The organism is Lederbergia sp. B243.17 (assembly GCF_057657925.1).
This window is the reverse complement of sequence record NZ_JBWBKF010000069.1, coordinates 24829-46465: the sequence shown is the minus strand read 5'-3', so window position 1 is coordinate 46465 and position 21637 is coordinate 24829. Positions and strand designations below refer to the sequence as shown.

21 protein-coding genes and 1 other annotated feature are annotated in these 21637 nt (G+C 49.9%); of the genes, 16 read left to right on the top strand and 5 right to left on the bottom strand.

All coding sequences use genetic code 11. The annotated features are described in order from the left end of the window. Window positions 1-212: 212 nt before the first annotated feature. From AC0TWI_RS12385 to AC0TWI_RS12355, 7 genes are all read left to right on the top strand, one after another. Window positions 213-1022 (top strand): MIP/aquaporin family protein, encoded by an 810-nt coding sequence (locus AC0TWI_RS12385; protein ID WP_488126646.1) that lies wholly within the window; start codon window positions 213-215, stop codon window positions 1020-1022. Window positions 1023-1046: 24 nt separating this feature from the next. After that, complete coding sequence (glpK, locus tag AC0TWI_RS12380) at window positions 1047-2540, top strand: glycerol kinase GlpK (protein WP_488126645.1); 1494 nt, start codon at window positions 1047-1049, stop codon at window positions 2538-2540. A gap of 162 nt (window positions 2541-2702) precedes the next feature. Beyond that, window positions 2703-3704 (top strand): LLM class flavin-dependent oxidoreductase, encoded by a 1002-nt coding sequence (locus tag AC0TWI_RS12375; protein ID WP_488126644.1) that lies wholly within the window; start codon window positions 2703-2705, stop codon window positions 3702-3704. A gap of 923 nt (window positions 3705-4627) precedes the next feature. Then, complete coding sequence (locus tag AC0TWI_RS12370; protein WP_488126643.1) at window positions 4628-5578, top strand: ABC transporter permease; 951 nt, start codon at window positions 4628-4630, stop codon at window positions 5576-5578. Further along, window positions 5571-6521 carry an iron chelate uptake ABC transporter family permease subunit gene (locus tag AC0TWI_RS12365; protein WP_488126642.1) on the top strand — a complete coding sequence of 317 codons (951 nt, stop codon included), beginning with the start codon at window positions 5571-5573 and terminating at the stop codon, window positions 6519-6521. The genes AC0TWI_RS12370 and AC0TWI_RS12365 overlap by 8 nt, the downstream gene beginning before the upstream one ends. After that, window positions 6518-7279 (top strand): iron ABC transporter ATP-binding protein, encoded by a 762-nt coding sequence (locus AC0TWI_RS12360; RefSeq protein ID WP_488126641.1) that lies wholly within the window; start codon window positions 6518-6520, stop codon window positions 7277-7279. Before AC0TWI_RS12365 ends, AC0TWI_RS12360 begins: the two co-directional genes overlap by 4 nt. A gap of 145 nt (window positions 7280-7424) precedes the next feature. Next, window positions 7425-7916: an NUDIX hydrolase gene (locus tag AC0TWI_RS12355; RefSeq protein ID WP_488126640.1), complete on the top strand. Its 492-nt coding sequence runs from the start codon at window positions 7425-7427 to the stop codon at window positions 7914-7916. Between the two features lie 51 nt (window positions 7917-7967). Here AC0TWI_RS12355 and AC0TWI_RS12350 read toward each other — a convergent pair whose 3' ends face one another. After that, entirely contained in the window at window positions 7968-9908 is a 1941-nt protein-coding gene (locus AC0TWI_RS12350) for an alkaline phosphatase family protein (RefSeq protein ID WP_488126639.1), read from the bottom strand. Between the two features lie 150 nt (window positions 9909-10058). Between AC0TWI_RS12350 and AC0TWI_RS12345 the strand changes: the two genes are divergently transcribed. The 6 genes from AC0TWI_RS12345 (at window position 10059) to aac(6') (ending at window position 14830) form a co-directional block, all read left to right on the top strand. Next, window positions 10059-10988: a manganese-dependent inorganic pyrophosphatase gene (locus AC0TWI_RS12345; RefSeq protein WP_488126638.1), complete on the top strand. Its 930-nt coding sequence runs from the start codon at window positions 10059-10061 to the stop codon at window positions 10986-10988. Window positions 10989-11077: 89 nt separating this feature from the next. Beyond that, entirely contained in the window at window positions 11078-11905 is an 828-nt protein-coding gene (gene pheA / locus AC0TWI_RS12340) for a prephenate dehydratase (protein ID WP_488126637.1), read from the top strand. Between the two features lie 19 nt (window positions 11906-11924). Next, on the top strand, window positions 11925-12650 hold the full coding sequence (locus AC0TWI_RS12335; protein WP_488126636.1) for a DsbA family oxidoreductase: 726 nt from the start codon (window positions 11925-11927) through the stop codon (window positions 12648-12650). Between the two features lie 291 nt (window positions 12651-12941). Beyond that, window positions 12942-13676, top strand: coding sequence for a molybdate ABC transporter substrate-binding protein (modA, locus tag AC0TWI_RS12330; protein WP_488126696.1), 735 nt, complete (start codon window positions 12942-12944; stop codon window positions 13674-13676). Next, on the top strand, window positions 13677-14348 hold the full coding sequence (gene modB / locus AC0TWI_RS12325) for a molybdate ABC transporter permease subunit (RefSeq protein ID WP_488126635.1): 672 nt from the start codon (window positions 13677-13679) through the stop codon (window positions 14346-14348). Window positions 14349-14395: 47 nt separating this feature from the next. After that, entirely contained in the window at window positions 14396-14830 is a 435-nt protein-coding gene (gene aac(6') / locus AC0TWI_RS12320; RefSeq protein ID WP_488126634.1) for an aminoglycoside 6'-N-acetyltransferase, read from the top strand. A gap of 38 nt (window positions 14831-14868) precedes the next feature. Here the strand turns inward: aac(6') and AC0TWI_RS12315 are convergent, their stop codons facing one another. From AC0TWI_RS12315 to AC0TWI_RS12300, 4 genes are read right to left on the bottom strand one after another with little or no spacing between them, the layout of a single operon-like run. Next, a complete protein-coding gene (locus AC0TWI_RS12315) occupies window positions 14869-15330 on the bottom strand; it encodes a threonine/serine exporter family protein (RefSeq protein ID WP_488126633.1) in 462 nt (153 codons plus the stop codon). A gap of 12 nt (window positions 15331-15342) precedes the next feature. Then, window positions 15343-16110, bottom strand: coding sequence for a threonine/serine exporter family protein (locus tag AC0TWI_RS12310; RefSeq protein WP_488126632.1), 768 nt, complete (start codon window positions 16108-16110; stop codon window positions 15343-15345). Further along, entirely contained in the window at window positions 16111-17040 is a 930-nt protein-coding gene (locus tag AC0TWI_RS12305) for a sensor histidine kinase (protein WP_488126631.1), read from the bottom strand. 8 nt (window positions 17041-17048) lie between these two features. After that, window positions 17049-17747 carry a LytR/AlgR family response regulator transcription factor gene (locus tag AC0TWI_RS12300; protein ID WP_488126630.1) on the bottom strand — a complete coding sequence of 233 codons (699 nt, stop codon included), beginning with the start codon at window positions 17745-17747 and terminating at the stop codon, window positions 17049-17051. Window positions 17748-17984: 237 nt separating this feature from the next. Between AC0TWI_RS12300 and AC0TWI_RS12295 the strand changes: the two genes are divergently transcribed. From AC0TWI_RS12295 to trpE, 3 genes are all read left to right on the top strand, one after another. Further along, a complete protein-coding gene (locus AC0TWI_RS12295) occupies window positions 17985-18731 on the top strand; it encodes an ATP-binding cassette domain-containing protein (protein ID WP_488126629.1) in 747 nt (248 codons plus the stop codon). Beyond that, window positions 18724-19887, top strand: a complete 1164-nt coding sequence (locus tag AC0TWI_RS12290; protein ID WP_488126628.1) for an ABC transporter permease — start codon at window positions 18724-18726, stop codon at window positions 19885-19887. Before AC0TWI_RS12295 ends, AC0TWI_RS12290 begins: the two co-directional genes overlap by 8 nt. Before the next feature lie 43 nt (window positions 19888-19930). Further along, window positions 19931-20148, top strand: a binding site (T-box leader). 95 nt (window positions 20149-20243) lie between these two features. Then, window positions 20244-21620 (top strand): anthranilate synthase component I, encoded by a 1377-nt coding sequence (gene trpE, locus AC0TWI_RS12285; RefSeq protein ID WP_488126627.1) that lies wholly within the window; start codon window positions 20244-20246, stop codon window positions 21618-21620. Window positions 21621-21637 lie beyond the last annotated feature (17 nt).

The window sequence follows — 21637 nt, the reverse complement described above, 5'->3', positions numbered from 1 at the left end:
GCAAATATTTTAGCCCGTGCCCGGTAGCAGGCATGTTTCTTCCTGTCCGCCCATACGTTAAAGTAAGGCTGATCGTGCGATCCAATAACTGGTGAGCATTCGATGCCCGGCCATCAACTATAAGAAAGGCCAGGATTTATTTTTTCCTAATCTCCGCAGCAGGATGGCTTCATCGAAAGCCTGATTTCACAAAGGAACGGGAGGGGAAGAATGTGTCGGCTTTTTTAGGTGAGTTAATCGGGACAATGATTCTTATTGTATTCGGGGGCGGGGTTGTCGGCGGCGTCGTACTGAAGCAGACGAAGGCGGAAGGGGCAGGCTGGATTGTAATAACAGCAGGCTGGGGTCTTGCTGTTGCGATGGGCGTCTACGCAGTTGGCGGCTTTAGCGGAGCGCATTTGAATCCGGCGGTGACGGTCGGCATGGCAGCGATCGGTTCCTTCGCTTGGGCGGACGTGCCGAGCTATATTGCCGCGCAAATGCTCGGTGCCATCTTGGGCGCTGTCATCGTCTATTTTCATTATCTGCCTCATTGGAAAAAGACGGACGATCAAGGTGCGAAGCTGGCGGTATTCTCTACAGCGCCTGCGATCCGCCATCCGCTTTCCAATCTTGTCAGTGAAATCATCGGCACGTTTATCTTGCTATTAGGGCTCCTGTCGATCGGTGCCAATGAATTTACGGAAGGGCTAAACCCCCTCATCGTCGGTGCTTTAATTATGGCGATCGGACTGTCGCTCGGCGGGTCGACTGGTTATGCGATCAACCCGGCGCGTGACCTCGGGCCAAGAATTGCCCACTTTTTCCTGCCGATAGCCGGAAAAGGCAGCTCCGACTGGGAGTATGCATGGGTGCCTGTCGTCGGGCCAATAATCGGCGGGGCGTTTGGCGCGCTTTTCTATCAGCAACTGTTTGAAGGCAAGAACAGCATCGCATTTTGGGCAGTCGGAGCTTTGACGATTGCGATCCTTATCGCTGCGCAAATGACTGTGAATAAGGCGACTGCAAGAAGCCTTAACTGAACAATGAATGGAGGAATCCAATACATGGCAGAACGTTTTATTTTGGCATTGGATCAGGGGACAACGAGTTCCAGGGCCATTTTATTCAATGAGAAGGGTGAGGTGGCGTTCACCTCGCAGCAGGAGTTTACCCAGTATTTTCCGAAATCCGGCTGGGTCGAGCACAATGCGAATGAAATTTGGAGTTCCATCCTGGCTGTCATTGCCGGGGTCCTGAATGACAACAATATCAATCCCGGGCAAATAGCCGGTATCGGCATTACCAATCAGCGGGAAACCGCGGTCGTCTGGGATAAAAACACCGGCATTCCAATTTACAATGCGATCGTCTGGCAATCGCGGCAGACTGCGGAAATCTGCGATGAACTGCGGGCCCAAGGCCTGAATGACAAATTCCGCGAAAAAACAGGTTTGCTGATCGATGCATATTTTTCGGGGACGAAAGTGAAATGGATATTGGATCATGTAGAAGGGGCAAGGGAAAAGGCGGAGAAGGGCGATCTGCTTTTCGGAACAATCGACACATGGCTCGTCTGGAAGCTGTCTGGCGGAAAAGCCCATATTACCGACTATTCGAACGCTTCAAGAACACTGATGTACAACATTCATGAACTGAAATGGGATGACGAGCTGCTGGATATCCTCGGCGTGCCGGCGTCCATGCTGCCTGAAGTCAGGCCTTCCTCGGAAGTATACGCCCATACGGTTGACTACCATTTCTTCGGACATCAGGTTCCGATTGCCGGAGTGGCCGGAGATCAGCAGGCCGCCTTGTTCGGCCAGGCCTGTTACGAAGATGGAATGGCGAAGAACACATACGGAACCGGCTGCTTCATGCTGATGAACACAGGGGAAAGAGCCGTCGTCTCAGATCACGGCCTATTGACGACCATCGCCTGGGGTGTCGACGGTAAAGTCGAATATGCACTTGAAGGCAGCATCTTCGTCGCAGGCTCCGCGATCCAGTGGCTCCGCGACGGCCTGCGGATGTTCAAGGATTCAGCCGAAAGTGAATCCTATGCGGCAAAGGTAGAATCGACCGAAGGCGTGTATGTCGTCCCGGCCTTCGTCGGACTCGGCACCCCCTACTGGGACAGCGACGTACGCGGTGCTGTGTTCGGCCTGACGCGTGGAACATCAAAGGAGCATTTCATCCGGGCCACACTCGAATCGCTCGCATACCAGACGAAGGATGTGCTTGATGCGATGGAGGCCGACTCGGGAATCTCTTTGAAGGCGCTCCGGGTTGACGGAGGAGCAGTCAAAAATGACTTCCTCATGCAATTCCAGAGCGACCTGCTCGATGTTCCTGTTGAACGGCCGGTCATTAATGAAACGACAGCACTGGGTGCCGCGTATCTGGCGGGACTTGCCACCGGTTTCTGGAAAGACCGTTCTGAAATTGCAAACCGCTGGGACATCGATCGCTCCTTCGAGCCGAATATGGGAGAAGACGAGCGTCGCGGACTGTACGAAGGATGGAAAAAAGCAGTGAATGCAGCAATGGCATTTAAATGAGGAAAGAAGCGGAGAGGCGAACGAGCCCTCCGCTTGTTTTTTTATGGGTGCAATTTCCTCTGAGCATTATGATTTATCTTCCGGCATTTGATTGTTAGACTGAGGAGGACTTCCTCTGACAGACTGAGGGGATTTCCATCATTTTTAGAGAGGGTCTTGACTATGGCAAATATCAATATACCGATATCTGTATTAAACCTTGCACCAATCCGTGAAGGTGAAAATGCGAAGCAGGCCATTGATGCGCTTGTAGAACTCGCCCAGGCAACGGAAGAAATGGGCTACACCCGCTATTGGATCGCAGAACATCATAACACCCCTACACTTGTCAGCTCGGCTACGTCGATTCTGATCAAACATACATTGGAAAACACTGAGAAAATTCGTGTCGGCTCCGGCGGCGTCATGTTGCCGAACCATGCGCCGCTCGTCGTCGCCGAACAATTCGGCACAATGGCGACCATTTATCCAGGACGTCTCGACCTTGGCCTTGGCCGTGCACCGGGAACCGACATGATGACCGCGAACGCTCTGAGACGCTCCAAGAACGATACAGTGTTCACATTCCCGGAAGACGTCCAGTCGCTGCTTGATTATTTCGGTCCCGAAGAGAAGCAGGGATATGTGCGAGCCTATCCAGGAGTGGGCACGGAAATTCCGATTTACATTCTCGGATCCTCCACCGATTCTGCCCATCTGGCCGCAAGCCTTGGGCTCCCATACGTATTCGCAGCCCACTTCGCGCCGCAGCAGATGGAGAGTGCCATCAGCATCTACCGCGACCGCTTCAAGCCATCGGCTTATCTGAGTGAGCCGTACATGATGATCTGCCTAAATGTCATCGGCGCGGAAACAGACGAAGAAGCCGAATACTTGTCCACGACGATGCACCAATTTTTCCTGAACGTCGTCAGAGGCTCCCGGATGTACATGCAGCCGCCTGTCGAAACGATGGATGGCATCTGGACCCCGATGGAAGCGCAGGCAGCCACATCGATGGCCCAAGTTTCATTAATCGGCAGCAAAGACACCATCCGCCGCAAGCTGACCGACTTCCAGGAACGGTACAACGTCAACGAAATCATGGCCGTTTCCTATATTTACGACCGTGAAAAACAGAAACGCTCATATGAAATGCTGAAAGAAATAGTAGATGGACAATAACTCAGGACAGGGAGAGCCTTAGATGGCGGCTCCCTGTTTTTTTGTGCGGGGAAAGGTAGGAGAGGGAGCACGTCATCGAGCGAAAATACAGCCCGACAGCGAGCGTATTACCGAACTGGAGATTATATTACCGAACTACAGAATATATGTCACAACCAGGAAATATATTACCGAACCCACCGATATCCACTGTACGCGGGTCGCCCCAGAGTCCGTATCGCCCCTGAATCCGCGCTTTGCCCTCAAGTACCTGTGCAATTACTCATCAGCACGACAAAAAGCCTGCAAAACCTTCATCTGCAGCCGCGGAGGCAGGGGGGGAAGTCATCGCCCGCTCATATATTGACCAACTTCCCACATATATGTCGCAATCACAGATTATAATACCGAACTACAGAATATATGTCGTAACCACGAATTATATTACCGAACTAGCAAATTTATTACCGAATAGAGAGTGCCTTGCATAGAAATACTGTTCTCATTTTAATCCAGTCGCCCCTAACCATCCGCCCTCCGCTTTCCGATTGTCCAGCTCCGGGGGCCATCGGCTCGAGGTCGCTTCGAAAAAGAACAGGTGGATTGGAAATCATCCACCCGTTCTTTTCCTCCAGCGCTTGTCGCCGATAGGCGGGCCCCCTCCGCTTTTCGATTGTCCAGCTTCGCCGCCTATCGACTAGTAAACTTCGGAAAGCCGCCTACGATAAGTCAACATCGACTCCTTCGTCGTCGTGTTTCCTTTATCTCGTTGGCTTCCCTCCAGTTTGTACGTCGATGAACAGGCGTCTCCGCTTTTCTATTGATAATGATAATCATATCCGGTTGACTTGATTTGGAGCCATGATATAATTGAGTTGTTGGATAGTTGATAATGATTTTCAATTATTTTGATAGTAAATATAGAATGATTGCTGGTGGCCTTGATGAGAACTTGGTATTTGATTGTGGCGCTTATTGCCGCTTCTTTTTTATCGTTGTTTATCGGTGTGAGCAATATTTCTCCGATGGATTTGCTTGATTTTGGGTCTGAGGAGACGCAGATTTTTTTGATCAGCCGGTTGCCGAGGCTGATGGCGATTGTCTTGGCGGGTGCTGGCATGAGTATTGCCGGGCTGATTATGCAGCAGCTGAGCCGAAATAAGTTTGTATCGCCTACGACAGCAGGGACGCTGGATGCGACGCGGCTCGGGATTCTGGTCTCGATGCTCATGTTTGCCAACGCGACGATGCTGCAAAAGATGCTGGTTGCTTTTATTTTTGCGCTCGCCGGTACGCTGTTGTTTATGCAGATTCTTGACCGGATCAAGTTCAAAGATGCGATTTTCATTCCGCTCGTTGGACTGATGTTCGGGAATATTCTTTCCTCAATTACAACCTTTTTCGCTTATAGGGCAGATGTGATTCAGAATATGTCCGCATGGCTGCAGGGAGACTTTTCACTGATTATGAAAGGGCGGTATGAGCTGCTGTACATCAGCATTCCCGTTCTGATTGTCGCGTATCTTTTCGCGAACCGCTTTACCGTTGCGGGGATGGGTGAGGATTTTTCCAAAAACCTTGGCCTTGCCTATAAGCGGATTGTCAATATCGGTTTGATCCTTGTCGCACTTATCACCGCAACGGTCGTTCTGACGGTCGGCATGATTCCTTTCCTCGGGCTGATCATCCCGAACATCGTTTCATTGGCGAAAGGCGACCATTTGAAAAAAACATTGCCGCAAACAGCACTTCTTGGCGCAACTTTCCTGCTCATCTGCGATATATTGGGCCGCGTGCTCATTTATCCATATGAGATCTCCATTTCATTGATGGTGGGGGTTATCGGAAGCGGTATCTTCCTATATTTGCTGTTCCGGAGGAAAGATTATGCGTAACTCTATTAAACTTCTACTATTAGCCGTTCTGGCGGCGCTGTTCTGTGGATTGTACCTGTTCCATGATCTGAATGGCAGCTTTGATTATGCCTTGCCAAGAAGGGCGATCAAAGTGCTTGCCATGGCGCTGACTGGGCTCTCGATCGCCTATGCGACCGTCGCCTTCCAGACGATTACCCATAACCGGATTTTGACGCCGAGCATCATGGGGCTGGATTCGCTTTATTTGCTCATACAGACTCTGGCCATCTTCTTCCTTGGTTCGAACCATATTACCGTAGTGAACAAGCAAGTCAATTTCCTGCTGTCTGTCATTACAATGATTGTCTTCGCCCTCCTGCTGTACCGGTTCCTTTTCAAAAAAGGACAGCAGCCGATCTACTTCCTTCTCTTGATCGGAATCATTGTCGGGACCTTCTTCCAGAGCATTTCCACGTTCTTGGAAGTGCTGATCGATCCGAATGAGTTCCAGATTGTCCAGGACCGGATGTTCGCAAGCTTCAACAATGTGAACGGCGACCTCGTCTGGCTTGCGCTCATTCTGATAGGAATTACGGTTATTGCCGGCTGGCCGACAATCAAATATTTGGACGTCCTGTCGCTTGGCAGGGATACCGCAATTAACCTTGGGGTCCCTTACGATAAAATCGTTAAGCAGATGCTTGTCATCTCTGCCGTTTTGATTTCAATTTCGACGGCGCTCGTTGGACCGATTACCTTTTTCGGCCTGATTGTCGCCAACCTGTCGTACCAGTTTTTCCGGACATATAAGCATCGGATCCTGATTACAGGCGCAGTGCTGATGAGCATGATTGCCTTGATCGGGGGACAGTGGGTCGTCGAGCGGGTCTTCACGTTCTCCACGACACTAAGCGTCATTATAAACTTTATTGGCGGCGTGTATTTCATCTACTTGCTGCTGAAGGAGAGTCGAACAGTATGATTCAAGTGAAAAGCCTATCTAAGTTTTACGGAAAAAAACCGGTTGTCGAAGATGTGACGGTCAATATTGAACGAGGCCAAATCACCTCTTTCATTGGACCGAACGGGGCCGGAAAATCCACGCTTTTGTCGATGGTGAGCCGCTTGCTTGATGCGGATACGGGGGAAGTGCTCGTTGACTCCTCGGATGTGCGCCGGATGAAGTCAAATGAATTTTCCAAACGGGTTTCCATCCTGAAGCAGTCCAACTATATGAATGTCCGCCTGACGATCCGCGAGCTTGTCTCCTTCGGCCGCTTCCCTTATTCAAAAGGGCGGCTGAACGACGAGGACGAAAAAATGGTCGACCAAGCACTCGCCTATATGGCGCTGACAGATATTCAGGATTCCTTTCTTGATGAATTGTCCGGAGGGCAGCGCCAGCGGGCATTTATCGCGATGGTCATCGCTCAGGATACGGAATACATTTTGCTTGATGAACCTTTGAACAATTTGGACATGAAGCACTCCGTTCAAATCATGAAGATCCTTCGCCGGCTCGTGGATGAGCTCGGCAAAACAGTCGTGATCGTCCTGCATGATATCAACTTCGCCTCGGTATATTCCGATAGGATCGTAGCCTTGAAAAACGGCCGTGTTGTCAAAGACGGCCCGACGGAGGAAATCATCCAGTCCGATTCGCTGAAAGAGATCTATGATATGGACATCCCGATCAAACAATTGAACAACTGCCGGATCTGTGTTTATTTCAACTCCTGATCCGGATGGAGCCGGAAAAAAGCGACTGCTTTTGTTCCGGCTTTTTTGTATAGTAAAAGAAAGGGAGTGTTCACTATGTTAGAGGAGCAGCACCTTCAATCATGTGAGGGAATATCTTTTGCGATATCCGGATGAGGAAAAAGCGTTGTCTCACTTGCTTAAAAGAATAAAAACAGGTGAAGAGCTGTTTTCGCGGAAAGCTTTGCCGGGGCATATTACCGCCAGTGCCATTGTAATCAAGCGGACGGATCCGGATTGTGCCTTGATGGTTTTCCATCAGAGCCTCGGAAAATGGCTGCAGCCGGGTGGCCATGTTGATAGTGGAGAAACACCTTATGAAGCGGCAATCCGTGAGTGCGAAGAGGAGACGGGGTTCACCGGGAGCTTGTTTAGGGAGCTTATCCAGTATCCGATCGATATTGATATCCATTCCATCCCCGCAAACGAAAAAAAGGAAGAACCTGCGCATATGCACTATGACTTCCGTTACCTTGTCCTTTTGGAAGAGGAAGAAATCGGCACCAATTCAGAAGGAAATGATGTGCAATGGATGCCGATCAGCAATATCGAGGAACCGAATCTAAGACGGGCCGTTTGCAAAGCTAGGGAATTGCTTACAGGCGAAAAATCATCTTAACTCAGAAATTCGCAAAAAAGCGGACGGGATCGCCCATCCGCTTTTTCATTTTTATTCAACCGGAATCAGTTTGCCGTCGACAAAGGCTGGCGGCTCGATTCCGAGCATATCATAAAGAGTCGGAGCGATGTCCGTTGTGGAGATTTCTCCCGGAATCGAGCCGCGGCCGACCCCGTTCCCCAAGGCATAGAAGATTGCTTCCAGGCCGTACCGTTCCGGGTTGCCGCCGTGGTTCCCAAGTTCGTCTGCCGTCCGGAGTTCTGCGCCGCCGTCTTGCGCGAAGTAGTAGCCCTCTCTCGCCACAAGGACGACATCACCGGCATTTTTATGGCGGATCATGCTTTTGCTGGAATCGCCGCTTCTCAGCACCTCCGTGAACGGGTTTTCCTCTTTGCCTGTTAAAACAGTGAAGATGTCCTTCCAATCCGTCCGGCTGTCTGCAAAGGTCGTTTTTCCTGAAGTGGCATCAATCCACCATCTCGTAAACAAGTGGAGGGACGTTTCCTTTTTGGGAAGGAGGGACGGTTTTACTTTCACATCCTCATACAGGTCGACGAGGCGATCCTGAATCTGGCTGTATTCCTTTTGCGTGACGATGCCGCCCTTTTCCCGGCCCTCAAGGTTGATGTAAACATGGGCAATGGACCCGCTTGCGACTGCATATGCCTTCGAGCGGGAGCTGTCAACTTTCCCCTTTTTGTCTAGTTTCAGCAGTCCTGCATCCTGCAACACTTCATTCGGTGAAATTTTCGAGTGGACCGGTTCCATCCCGTGGTCGGAAACAAGGAATAGTGTATCCTGCTTTCCGATATGGGGCAGCACTTCACCCAGGGATTTGTCTGCAAGCTCGTAAGCCCACTGAATATAGCTCATATAGCGCTTGGATTGCTCGAGTGAATACCCGGGCTGGCGCGGATCGAGCAGCAGATAGTTATGCTCCTGATGATCGATATGAGGATAATAGGAAAATAGCAGGTCAGGCTTATAGGTTTCCTTGATGAATAATGAGACATCTGTCGTCCACTGGGCGAATCGTTCGCCGATTTCCTCGTATTCCTGGCGGCTGATCCATTTCTTCTTTAAAGCTTCATCCTCGCTTTCAATTGGAAAATAGCCGAACTTGGAATTGATTTCCTCTTTAAAGCCGGCAGGTCCCGTAATGGTTGCCGATGTTATGGAAGTACGGAAAAGAACGGCAGAGGAGAGATCCTCCTTGGCCCGGATTTTAAAAGCGAACCCGGCTTCTGTATCTTTTTTCGGATGGACCGCGAATGTACCCCATTCCCCTTCACTAGTCTGGACTGCATTCTTTCCGCTCTCATCCGTTGCAAGATAAAATTGGTCGTAATCCATTTTTCCGTTATCCGTCGTATCAAGTGCCATAATGTAAATCGCTTTGTTATCTGCTTTCTTCAGCTTTAGTTTTTGTTTGGTCAGCATAGGAGGGGAGAAGCTTTCGGGCAGCCCATCCCATAAGGAGGCCGGTTCAAATTTTAATTTTTCATTTTTTGCTTTGGCCCAGGTGTCTCCATAGTAGATTGCATAGGTCGCTTCGTGGCCGTAGTCCGGATTTGAGCCGGGAAATAGGACTGTCGCCGTTGTTTTGCCTTGTTTCCGCGCTTCTGACCAAATTGGTGAGGCGTCAAGCGGAGAGAAAAATGCGCTATGCGCAGTTGTCAGTCTCTCTCCGCTTTTATGTATGTGATTGCTGATCATTCCGCTTTTATCAGGTTTTGCTCCTGTTGCCATCGCAGCGTGGGAAGCTGCAGTCAAGGATGGATATACGGTTTTTACTTTATCAGCAGTTTTCCCGTTTTTTTGCACCTCAGAGAAATGAGGGAGAAGTCCTTTCTTTATATATGCTTGTGTAAAATTACTTTTCATGCCGTCGAAGGAAATAACGGTCTTAGTCCCATGATCCTCCGCCGTTGCAATAGATGGCAAGATCAGGAGACCTGCCAGCACGATTAGCGAGTTCCATATTTTTTTCATTTTCCACACCCCTATCTATCTTGGTCTATACTTTTCCCGCTCTGCTGCCGTCTAAAACACAAGACCTAGGAGGCGGGAAACAGTTGCAACGGTCCGATCATATGGTAAACTGGAAAAACAGAAACTATCTATAGATCAAGGAGAAGAACGATGGAAAAAATACTTGTTTTTGGACATAAGAACCCTGATACAGATACCATTTGCTCAGCGCTCGTGTACGCCGATCTAAAAAGGAAGCTCGGGATGGATGCGGAAGCAGTCCGCCTTGGCGAGTTGAACGGCGAAACACAATATGTGCTTGATTACTTCCAGGTTGATGCTCCGAGGCTCGTCGAAAAGGTGGCGAATGAAGCGAATCAAGTCATCCTTGTTGACCATAATGAACGCCAGCAGAGCGCTGAAGATATTGAAAGCGTCAAAATTATCGAGGTGATCGATCACCACCGGATCGCCAATTTTGAAACGTCCGATCCGCTCTATTTCCGGGCTGAGCCGGTCGGCTGCACAGCAACGATTCTCAAGAAGATCTACAAAGAGCAAGGACAGGAAATCGATGCGAAAATGGCGGGATTGATGCTGTCAGCAATCATATCCGACTCGCTTTTATTCAAATCGCCGACTTGCACGGCTGAAGACGTTGCAGCTGCAAAGGAATTGGCGGAAATTGCGGGCGTTGATCCTGACAGCTATGGGCTTGAGATGCTGAAGGCAGGCGCGGACATCAGCGATAAGACGATCGAACAGCTCCTTTCCCTTGATGCGAAAGAATTCCAGATGGGCAGCGCCAAGGTGGAAATCGCCCAAGTCAATGCCATCGGGGTTGATGATATCCTCAAGCAGAAAGAAGAAATTCTCAATACGCTTGCGATTGTCACGGAGAAAAAAGGCTTGGATCTGTTCCTGTTTGTAATTACGGATATTTTGACGAATGATTCAACAGTCCTTGCTGTCGGCCAGGCAGCCGAAGCAGTGGAGAAAGCATTCAGCGTGTCACTCAATGATCACCAGGCTCTTCTGCGCGGAGTTGTATCAAGAAAGAAACAGATTGTCCCAACATTGACATCTGCATTGAACGAATAAAAAAGGGGCGGCAACGGAGCCGCCTTTTCTTTTATACATAAGAATTTTTCCAATATTGACTTTAATTTTTGCGGAAGAGAAGGGGTTTGGTGAAGGTGAAAGTAGCGTATCTCGGTCCGAAAGGGACATTTTCCGAGGAGGCGGCCGCCCGGTATTTTGACGGGGTACCGATGGAGACGGTCATGTATGATTCGATTCTTGATGTAATTGAAGCCGTTCATGAGGGCAAAACGGACAAGGGTATCATTCCGATTGAAAATGCCATCGAAGGGACGATCACGATGGCGACGGACGGCATGATGGATTATGAGGTCGAAGTAGAGGGAGAGGCGATTCTGCCTGTTGCGATGCATCTGCTGACAGTAAAAGGAGCGAAAATCAACAATATCAAGGAATTATGGTCGATTCCACCTGCGCTCGCCCAATGCCGGAAGTTCACGAAGGAAATCGGCGCTAAAACGGTACAGTTCAGCAGCACATCGAATGCCGCCGAGACTCTGCGGCAGGAACGGCGTGGAGATGCGGGAGCCATTGCTTCCGAATGGGCAGCCAATCTGTTCGGCCTTGAGATCGCCAAGCGCAATATTCATGATCTTGAGGGGAATTCGACCCGTTTCCTCGTTATCGCCAAGAAGGCGGGGACGATCGACAATCCTGAAAAATCCCTGCTGCTGATTACGCCGACAGAGGACCGCCCGGGTTTGCTTGCGGTTATATTGAACGTTTTCTCCTCACTCGGCATCAACCTGACGTGGATTGAATCCCGTCCGACAAAGCGGAAGCTTGGCACATACCGTTTCTTTCTTGAGGCCCATGAAAGCGCGGAGGAAGAAAATATGCAAAAAGCGATCAAAATATTGGAAACATACGGGCATGAAGTTCGTCTGCTTGGAAGCTTTAATGTAAAACAGTTATAGTATGGGTGAGGTGATAAAAATGAAAGTTGAAGTTTGGTCAGATTTTGTCTGTCCGTTCTGCTATATAGGCAAACGCCGTCTTGAAGAAGCACTTTCCTCTTTTCCGCATCCGGATGAGGTGGAAATCGAGTTCAAAAGTTATGAGCTTGATCCAAATTCCCCGAACGAAAACGACCGTTCCATCGATGAGATCATCGCTGGAAAATACGGCATTTCGGTAGAGGAGGCAAAAAAGGCAAATGCCGATATTGGTGCGCAGGCAGAGGGTGTAGGGCTGCATTTCAATTTTGAAAGCATGACGCCGACGAATACATTCGATGCGCATCGTCTCGCCCATTTTGCAAAAGAAAAAGGCAAGGATGCAAGGTTTACTGAGATTTTGTTCCACGGCTATTTTTCCGAAGGGAAGAAAATGAGCGATCATCCGACTCTGCTCGCAGCGGCAGTGGAAGCAGGGCTTGAGGAAGCTGAAGCGGCTGCAGTGCTGCAGGATGAAAATGCATTTGCCGATGATGTCCGCTATGATGAGCGAACTGCAGGCGAAATGGGTGTCCGCGGCGTGCCATTCTTCGTATTCAACCAGAAATATGCCATTTCAGGTGCACAGCCCGTCTCGACATTCAAGCAGGCGCTTGAAAAAGTTTGGGAAGAAGAAAAGCCGGCTCCGAAACTGCAGGATCTCTCCGGCGACGGTGATGGCGGTGCGTGCATAGACGGCCATTGCGATATTCCGCAGGATAAGTGAAGCCTTAATCAACGGAACAATGAGTATGCACGAAAAAACATGCGGATGCTGCGACTTGGTTTGCAACCTGTATCCCCCCGCTGATTATTCGTTGAACGAATCGTGCTTTTTCCTGCCTGTTGGTCCCCATGTGTAAAGCTGGGACATACAGCCGGTTCATGTGGGATAAAGATACGGTATTGCTGCCTTGGCCGGGAACCCGGACAAGGCAGTTTTTTTCTGGGAAGAAAGTTACTACTTATCAGGAGGTGCGAGTTGAAAGCAAACCGATTTATTCTGCTTCTTTGTCTCATGCTGACCCTGGCCGGATGTCAGTCAACAGACAAAAAGGTGGAGCTGACCGTTTCGGCAGCTGCCAGTCTCCAGCAGCCGCTTGCCGACATCAAGGCCGCCTTTGAGAAAAAACACAGCAATATTCATATCCAATTCAATTTTGGCGGTTCAGGCGCCCTGCAACAGCAAATTTCACAGGGAGCGCCTGTGGATCTGTTTCTGTCAGCTGCGGAGGAGCCTTTTGTAAGATTGATAGAGGAAAACAAGATTGACAGCGGGAAGGCTGTCCGTCTGCTCGAAAACCAGCTCGTCCTCGTGCAGCCGTCTCAGACCGGCATCAAGATTACCAATCTGGAGGACTTGCTATCTCCGGATATCGGCAAATTGGCGATCGGGACCCCAGAGACGGTACCTGCCGGCCAATATGCAAAGGATGTGTTGAAGGAATCCGGCTTGTACGAGGAGCTTGCCGGCAAAATTGTCTACGCCAAAGATGTGAAGGGAGCCCTTTCCTATGTCGAAACCGGCAATGTGGAAGCAGGATTCGTCTATAAAACGGATGCTCTCGCTTCTGATAAGGTAAAAACGGCGATCGAGCTCCCGATGGACAAAAAAAATCGGCCGATTGTTTATCCGGCGGGAATCTTGGAGGATACGGCCCATATAAAAGAAGCGGAGCTGTTCTTTCAATACATACAGGGCGACGAAGGGCTCAAGTTTTTCAAAAATTACGGATTTAAAGGAATGGACTGAATGGCAGCGGATTTCTGGTTTCCTGTCCAATTGTCGTTGAAAACCGCATTAGCTTCCGGAGCGATCGTCTGGCTGCTGGGAATACTGGCCGCAAAGAGGATGGCTAACCGTCTATTTCCGGGAAAAGTCATTGTTGAGACGGTAATCCTGCTTCCTATGGTCCTTTCCCCGTCCGTCATCGGCTTTCTGCTGATGATGGGTTTTGGAAGGAACAGCCTGGCGGGCAGACTATGGGAATGGTTCTTCGGACAGCCGGTCATGTTCACATGGGGAGCAGCAGTCATCGCTTCTGCCGTGGTCGCCTTTCCGCTTATGTACGAGGCGGCCAAAACCGGGTTCGAGAATGTCGATCAAGACATCGAGGATGCGGCAAAAGTGGACGGGGCAGGCGGTTGGCGGACCTTTTTCCATATCACAGTTCCTCTGTCGCATCGAGCCCTTCTCTCGGGAGCGATCTTAAGTTTTGCCCGGGCGCTCGGCGAGTTTGGCGCAACCCTGCTGTTTGCCGGAAACATTCCGGGAAAAACACAGACAATGCCGACTGCGATTTATGTTGCCATCGAGTCAGGAAATATGAGGCTTGCCTGGCTGTGGGTCGGCTGCACGATCCTTATTTCAGCTGTAATGCTGATTGCAGTCCGAGGAATGAGGGCAAGAGAACTGTCCCGTTAAACGGTTGGTTCGAATCATGTGTGGAAGCACAAATTTGGAGGTGCGTTATGATTAAAGAAATGAAACGCGAAGATGTGAGAGACACTGCCCGTCTTGCCTTGCTGCTTTGGCCGAATCACAAACTTGAGGATTTTATTCAGGAAATAACAAAACTAGAGGCCAATCCTGATGCAGTTATCATCTTGGCTTACCATGGCAATGAAGCAGTCGGGTTCGCTCAATGCCAGCTGCGTCATGATTATGTGGAAGGGACTCGCTCAAGTCCAGTAGGATATTTAGAAGGGCTTTACGTCAAAAAGGAGTTTCGCAAACGGGGCTATGCCAAAGAAATGGTGAGTGCATGCGAAAAGTGGGCAAAGGAAAAAGGCTGTCGGGAGTTTGCCAGTGATTGCGAATTAGCAAACAAGGAGAGTCTCGCCATGCACTTAAAATTGAACTTCCGCGAAGCAAACCGAATCATCTGTTTTACAAAAGAATTATAATGAAAAAACCAAGCCGCTGCTGGGGCTGGCTTGGTTTTTTACGTTCTACCCGGTTTCCTATGGTATCCCCTGATCGCCTTTAGGATCAGGCCGACGAATACTTCTGCAAAAACGAGCCCCATCGCAATCGAACCTGAGATGATGAATGCTTTCGTGGCGAGTGGGATGGCACCCGAGTAATCATTCGAAACAACGTGGCGCATGGCATCATAGGCCGATCCGCCAGGCACGAGGGGGATGATGCCGGCGACGATGAAAATGATAATCGGGGTTTTATAGCGGCGCGACATAAAATGGCCGATGAGCGAAACGGCGAATGCACCTGTAAAAGCGGCCTGCACGACATCAATTCCAGCGTCAGTCATCGTAATATACAGCATCCATCCGACCATCCCGGCCGTCCCGCATTGGATCAATGATTTTCTTGGCGCATTTAAAATCATCGCAAAGCCTGCGGCCGAAATAAAGCTGAAGATAAAATGGGATAGATAATATAGCATCTCTTTCTCCTTTTAAAGCCAAAATGAATAGACGACTGCCACGCCAGCTCCGATGGCGAATGCAGTTAGAAACGCCTCTGCTCCTTTGGAAAGCCCGGAGACAAAATGCCCGGCCATCAAATCCCTGATGGCATTGGTGATCAGGAGCCCGGGGACGAGGGGCATAACGGATGCAATCACGATAATGTCCAGTTGCTTGCCAAGCCCAAGACTGACAAACAACACGCCAAGCAGACCGATGGTAAACGCCCCGGTAAACTCGGCGAAAAACTTCACTTTTGTCACATGATTCGTGAAGAGATGAACGGCGAACCCTGTCCCGCTTACAATCAGGGCCGGCAGAAAATCACTCCAAACGCCTTTGAACATAATCAAAAAGCTTGCGCTGACGATAGCAGATGCCAGAATCTGCAGCCAGACGGGGTACATCAGGTTGGCATATTCCAGCTTGTTGAGTGCTTCAAATGCCGCTTCCGTGCTGACTTGCCCGGATGACATATTTCTCGAGATCTCGTTCACTCTTGCGATTTTCTCCAGGTCGGTTCCGCGGCTGCTAATCCGGACAAAATGCGTCGACCGGCTTTTTCCTAACGAAAAGATGATCCCGGTCGGGGTGCAGAAGCTTTCACTTCTTGGAAAGCCGCAGCACGCTGCCATTCTCATCATTGTATCTTCCACACGGTACGTCTCCGCGCCGCTTTGCATCATAATTTTACCGCCGAGCATGCATGTCTCGACGATCAGCTGTTCCTCTTTCATTTCCAATTCTGCCCGTTCCAATCAAGCATTTCCTCCTATCACATCGGGAAGTTTGATTTTGATCTTGAAGTCTGTCCCCGCTGCCGTAAAATCCAATAATCCGTGATGTTTTTTTACGATCTGCATGATTTGCCGGGTGCCGATCCCTTCATGGGCTCCACCCTTTGTGGAAATGGCTTTTTTCGTAAACATCTTTTCGATTGTATCATTTTTCAGCGGTACTGTATCGTTTTGGCAATGGAGAAGCCAGAAGCCGCTCTGTTTACGGCAGACGAACAGGATTTTGCCCGTCTTGCCGCTGCTTTTCTGATAGGCAGCGGCTGCCTCCACCGCGTTATCCAGTATATTCCCGAGAAGAGAAACGAGCTCATACGGATTAACCGGTATGCCGGATAAACGCTGCTGGATTGAATAATCCAGGTCCACGCCCGCTTCTCTCGCCCGTTCTGAATACGCATAAAGGAGCCCGGCAATCAGGTTTGATTCATCTCGGAGCAAAGTATCAACACCTGCTTGGCGCTCCTCGAGAACCTCATAGTATTCTTCTGCTCCGCTTCCGGCGTGTCGCAGAGCAGAAAGGTGTTTTTGATAGTCATGCCTCTGTCTCCGTAATTCATCCAGAAGGTCTTCCTGCTGCCTCATGTTTTCTTCAAGGGAAGAACAGCGTTTCTGTTCTTCTTTGTATGAACGGGCGAGCAGTCTTATCAACCACGCCTGCCATGCCAACCCGATCCCGAGAAATGGCGAGCCGGCTAGAATGGCAGCGGCAGTCCAGCCAATCTGCATCAGGAGGAAAGGCAGCTCCCAGCGCTTTGGCAGCGGTGCCCGCCTTAGTAGAACGAGCTCGAAAGCAGCGCCTAATGCCAAAAAGGGCAGCACCACAAATTGGCCGGAAAAGGCCGACCAGAGAAAGAGGGCCAGCCAAAGGAGCATCGATATATATTTTTGCATGATCCACCTCAGAAAAAATACTTTTGCAAGTAGTCCATTTTTTCCTTCGTCAGCATCGCGGTTTTCTTTGTCCCGTCAAATGCAACGCTGTACGACTTTTTTGTATAAACGGAAAAGCTTTTGACAAAATGGAGGTTGATCAGGAAGGAGCGGTGTGAGCGAATGAAATTATGCTCCCGTAGATTCCCTTCAAGCTCATTCATCGTCAAGTACGTCTCATGCAAATCATCAATCGTATGAATCGTCGTTGAGCGTCCCGTCCGTTCGGCGAAAATAATGTCCTTTTTCGGAATCATCTCGATATGCCCCTTTTGCTTCAGGACAAGCCGCCCGGTCAGGTTCCCTGCATGCTGCTTTTCCCGATAGCGCGCAACAGCCTGGAGCAGTCTCTCCTTTTTATACGGCTTCAATATATAATCAAGGACGTTCAGCTCAAAAGCATGGACCGCATATCCGCTCTTGGCCGTCACAAAGATAACAGCTGTCAGTAAACCGTGTGTATGGATAAAATCTGCCAGCTCATAGCCTGAGATGCCGGGCATTTCGATATCGGCAATCAACAGGTCCGTCTTGTTCTTCTGAATCTCTTTGTAGGCGACCGCCGGATCGGTCGTTGAAAAGACAATCTCGACATCTTCTTCCTCCGCCAAAATGAACTCGACCTTCTCCAAATCGAGCAGGCGGTCATCGACAATTCCGACCTTCATCCGGCCCCACCCCCTTCATGAAAACAGCGCCAATCTCCGAAACTTCCATCTACTAAACTGAGTATAGGCAGAAATGCCCCGCTTGTAAACAGTGTTTCAGGGGCTTGCCGACCGCGGGCTGCTCCTCTGTGCATTTTCCCCCTTCACGACAGGTTCCTCCCCTTTTGCGACCGAATGGCAGACGGATGGAGGACGGCATCGTACAATAAAAACAGAATCCAGAAAGGGGCGGTCTATATGATAGCTGTGGAAGGGGTATCGAAGCAATTCAAGGATAAAAAGCAGATTGTGAAAGCGATAGATTACGTATCAATGAATGTGGAGCGCGGGCATGTTGTCGGGCTGATCGGAGAAAACGGGGCCGGAAAGACGACGCTGCTCCGGATGTTGTGCACGCTGATTGAGCCTGATGAAGGGACCATCCGGATTGACGGCAAGGATATTTTTGAGCATAAGGAAATAATCCGGTCCCGCCTCGGCGTCCTGTTCGGATCAGAGACAGGCTTGTATAACCGATTGACGGCACGAGAAAATCTGGAGTACTTCGGCAGCCTGTATGGGATGACACCGCATGAAATCAAAAACAGGATTGAATTGCTGGCGAAGCAGTTCGGGATGAGGAAATATCTTGACCGGAAAGTTGACGGGTTTTCCAAGGGGATGAAGCAGAAGGTGGCGATCGCCCGCACGCTCATCCATGATCCGGACATCGTCTTCTTTGATGAGCCGACAACAGGACTGGACATCACCTCTTCAAATATTTTCAGAGAATGCATTTATCAATACAAGGAAGAGGGAAAGACGATCATCTTTTCCACCCATATCATGGATGAGATTGCCCAGCTATGCGAGGATGTCGTCATGATGCATAAAGGTCAGATTGTCTATCAGGGCGGCCTGGAAGAGCTGTATGAACAGGAAAACAGCCGAGACCTGAACTATCTGTTTACGTCAAAAATCGTCAGGGGGGACTTGTATGTTTAAAATAATTTTCATGAAAGAGATGAAAGATGTGCTCCGCGACCGACGGAGCATCACCCTGCTCATTCTGTTCCCGTTTCTAATGATGGCAGGGCTTACGTTTTTCTATGATAAGCTTTTGTCAACGGAGAAGGAAAACTCCTTCGAGCTTGGAGTCGAGGCGTCTGCCGATGATGAGCTCGTCAGCCAGCTCCAAGCTGCCATGCCGGATATGAAGATTGTGAGGAAAGACGATGTGCGCCAGGCGGTTGAGGAAAGTGAAGTACAGGCGGCCCTGAAGATCGATCCGGACTGGCAAGAAAAGATGGAACAGGAGCAGCCAGTCCAAGTGGGTATCGTCTATGACCCGGGCAGCCAAGAATCATCCATTGCTACATCCATTATTAAATCGGCCTTTTCCGCTTGGCAGCAGGAGGCAATCCAGCTTCGTCTTGATGGGAAGAACGTCGACAGCCGGATTTTAAATGTATTCGAGGTTGAGACGGTGGGAACAAAGAATGAGGACAATGCGGCAGCCACGCTCATGCTGACAATTCTGATCCCGCTTCTCATTCCGATTGCGATTGCCAACGGTTCCTACCCGTCTGCGACTGAATTGTTCGCAGGGGAGAAGGAAAAGAAAACGATCGAGGCGCTGTTGATTACGCCGGTTAAGCCGATGAAAATTCTGCTTGCCAAGTGGATGACGATTGCGCTGCTCGGCATCTTTACCGGGTTGCTTTGCATTGGTGTTCTTTCTGTCATGATCAATTTTACGACCGAATTGAAAAAGGGCTTCGAGTCGATTGAACAGCCGGTTTCGTTCGTCGTGATGAGCATCGTCCTGGTCACCCTTTTCTCCATTTTCATCTCTGCATTGGAAATCATTTTGAGCATGATGGCCAATTCAGTCAAGGAGGCAGGCTACTATATCGCTCCGGTCATTTCCTTGATAAGCCTGCCGATGCTGTTCATGTTTTTCTTAAGCGAGAAAGTGAACGTGGCGCTTTATACGGTACCGGTGATGAACTTGTTCTTGTTTGTACGCGACAGCTTCAACGGTGGATTGACCCAGCCGGCCTTTTATACAGCAGCAGCAAGCTACATTGTACTGACAGCGATTCTCTTTCCGATCGCAAGCAAACTTTTTAGTAATCGAAAGCTGATGCTGGGGAAATAGGGTTGACAATTGCGAAAATTCCATCTAAAATCTTCCTTACAATAGTTTGGCAATGACGAAGAATAGTAGTCTGCATGGAGCTGAAGAGAGCCGGTGGTTGGTGTGAACCGGTGCATAAGCGCAGATGAATGGACTTCCGAGCCTCCGGACCGATCCCTGCTTTGGGCTAGGCTCCGGCGTATTCCCGGCGATACTCGGGACAAGAGTGAGTCGGTATTCCGGCTAAGCAAGGTGGCACCGCGGTTTATGATCGCCCTCAGGATATGCATTTCTATGCAGCCTGGGGGCGTTTTTGCATTTAGTAGGCAGGCCGGGGTGCGGTTTTATCAATCGGCAAGAAAAAAGGAGAGACGAGGATGGAGACGAGACTGAGCAGAGTGAAGATGAGAAGAGTGAATGGGGACATTTTAACGCCGATTTCGATTTACTTGCGGCTGGAGGGGACGAAAAAATTTCTGCTGGAAAGCTCGCTGAAACACAGCGACCAGGGAAGGTATTCGTTTATCGGTGCAAATCCTGTTCTCGAAGTCGAGGGCAAGGGAAGCGAGACAGTCGTCAGAACTGTGGATGGGGAAACAAAGGAGAGCGAATTGCCGCTTTTGATGCTGCAAAAATTAATACCGGAAATCGAGGAGAGCCTGCCGTTCCCGTTTTTCGGCGGGGCTGTCGGGTATGTCGGCTATGATGCCATCCGTTCCTATGCCGATATCGGGCCGGAGCTTGAGGATGCAATCGAAGTGCCGGATGTCCATTTCATGGTGTTCGGAGATGTGATTGTTTTCGATCATCTTGAGCAGGCGGTATATGTCGTTGCCATCGATTTAGACGGCGAGACGAAAGGCGAGAAGCTTGACCGACGGATTGATGCGCTTGAGAAGCAGCTTGAAAACCGGGAACTGGACGAAGCGCTGGATATTTGTCCGATTGAATTCCGCCCACGGATGGAGAAGGAAGAGTTTGTTAAACGGATTGAGCAGGCGAAGGAGCATGTGCTGAATGGGGAGATTGAGCAAATCGTCCTGTCCCAGCGGATGGAGGGGGATGTGAACAATGATCCGTTCCACTTCTACCGGGTGCTCCGCAACACGAACCCGTCGCCATATATGTTTTATCTTGACTTCGGCGGGTACACCGTACTCGGCGCATCGCCGGAGAGTTTTATCAGAACATCGGGTGAAAAGGTGCTGACCAATCCGATTGCAGGCACACGCCCGCGCGGAAAAGACCGAAACGAGGATGCGCTGCTGGCCGATGAGCTGATTGCCGATCCGAAAGAACTGTCCGAGCACCATATGCTTGTGAACTTGAGCTGCCGGGATTTCGAGGACTTTTGCAAGCCGGAAAGCATTTATGTGAAAAAGGATAAAAAAATAGAATTTTACCGCCATGTCATGCATATCGTATCTGAAGTGGAAGGCAGCCTCCTTCCCGGAAAAACCGGGCTGGATGCACTCATCTCCTGTTTGCCTGCCGGGACGGTTTCAGGTTCTCCGAGGCTGCAGGCGATGAGGCTGATCAATGAATTGGAGGATGTCCGCCGCAATGTCTATGCCGGTGCGATCGGCTACATGAATGCGAACGGGGACATCGATTTTGCCCTCGCCATCCGCTCGCTCGTTATTAAAAACGGAAAGGCGTATTTGCAGGCAGGGGCCGGCATCGTCGCCGATTCAGATCCTGAAAGCGAATATATGGAAACCATCCACAAGGCACAGGCTTTGCTGAAGCTGTGATGCGTGCGGGCATGAAT

What these genes read in the sequence shown, in the direction of transcription:
- glpK (WP_488126645.1), top strand. Translation starts at nt 1,047, where the DNA reads ATGGCAGAACGTTTTATTTTGGCATTGGATCAGGGGACAACGAGTTCC.
- AC0TWI_RS12375 (WP_488126644.1), top strand. Translation starts at nt 2,703, where the DNA reads ATGGCAAATATCAATATACCGATATCTGTATTAAACCTTGCACCAATC.
- AC0TWI_RS12370 (WP_488126643.1), top strand. Translation starts at nt 4,628, where the DNA reads ATGAGAACTTGGTATTTGATTGTGGCGCTTATTGCCGCTTCTTTTTTA.
- AC0TWI_RS12365 (WP_488126642.1), top strand. Translation starts at nt 5,571, where the DNA reads ATGCGTAACTCTATTAAACTTCTACTATTAGCCGTTCTGGCGGCGCTG.
- AC0TWI_RS12360 (WP_488126641.1), top strand. Translation starts at nt 6,518, where the DNA reads ATGATTCAAGTGAAAAGCCTATCTAAGTTTTACGGAAAAAAACCGGTT.
- AC0TWI_RS12350 (WP_488126639.1), bottom strand. Translation starts at nt 9,908, where the DNA reads ATGAAAAAAATATGGAACTCGCTAATCGTGCTGGCAGGTCTCCTGATC.
- AC0TWI_RS12345 (WP_488126638.1), top strand. Translation starts at nt 10,059, where the DNA reads ATGGAAAAAATACTTGTTTTTGGACATAAGAACCCTGATACAGATACC.
- AC0TWI_RS12335 (WP_488126636.1), top strand. Translation starts at nt 11,925, where the DNA reads ATGAAAGTTGAAGTTTGGTCAGATTTTGTCTGTCCGTTCTGCTATATA.
- modA (WP_488126696.1), top strand. Translation starts at nt 12,942, where the DNA reads ATGCTGACCCTGGCCGGATGTCAGTCAACAGACAAAAAGGTGGAGCTG.
- modB (WP_488126635.1), top strand. Translation starts at nt 13,677, where the DNA reads ATGGCAGCGGATTTCTGGTTTCCTGTCCAATTGTCGTTGAAAACCGCA.
- AC0TWI_RS12315 (WP_488126633.1), bottom strand. Translation starts at nt 15,330, where the DNA reads ATGCTATATTATCTATCCCATTTTATCTTCAGCTTTATTTCGGCCGCA.
- AC0TWI_RS12305 (WP_488126631.1), bottom strand. Translation starts at nt 17,040, where the DNA reads ATGCAAAAATATATATCGATGCTCCTTTGGCTGGCCCTCTTTCTCTGG.
- AC0TWI_RS12300 (WP_488126630.1), bottom strand. Translation starts at nt 17,747, where the DNA reads ATGAAGGTCGGAATTGTCGATGACCGCCTGCTCGATTTGGAGAAGGTC.
- AC0TWI_RS12295 (WP_488126629.1), top strand. Translation starts at nt 17,985, where the DNA reads ATGATAGCTGTGGAAGGGGTATCGAAGCAATTCAAGGATAAAAAGCAG.
- AC0TWI_RS12290 (WP_488126628.1), top strand. Translation starts at nt 18,724, where the DNA reads ATGTTTAAAATAATTTTCATGAAAGAGATGAAAGATGTGCTCCGCGAC.
- trpE (WP_488126627.1), top strand. Translation starts at nt 20,244, where the DNA reads ATGGAGACGAGACTGAGCAGAGTGAAGATGAGAAGAGTGAATGGGGAC.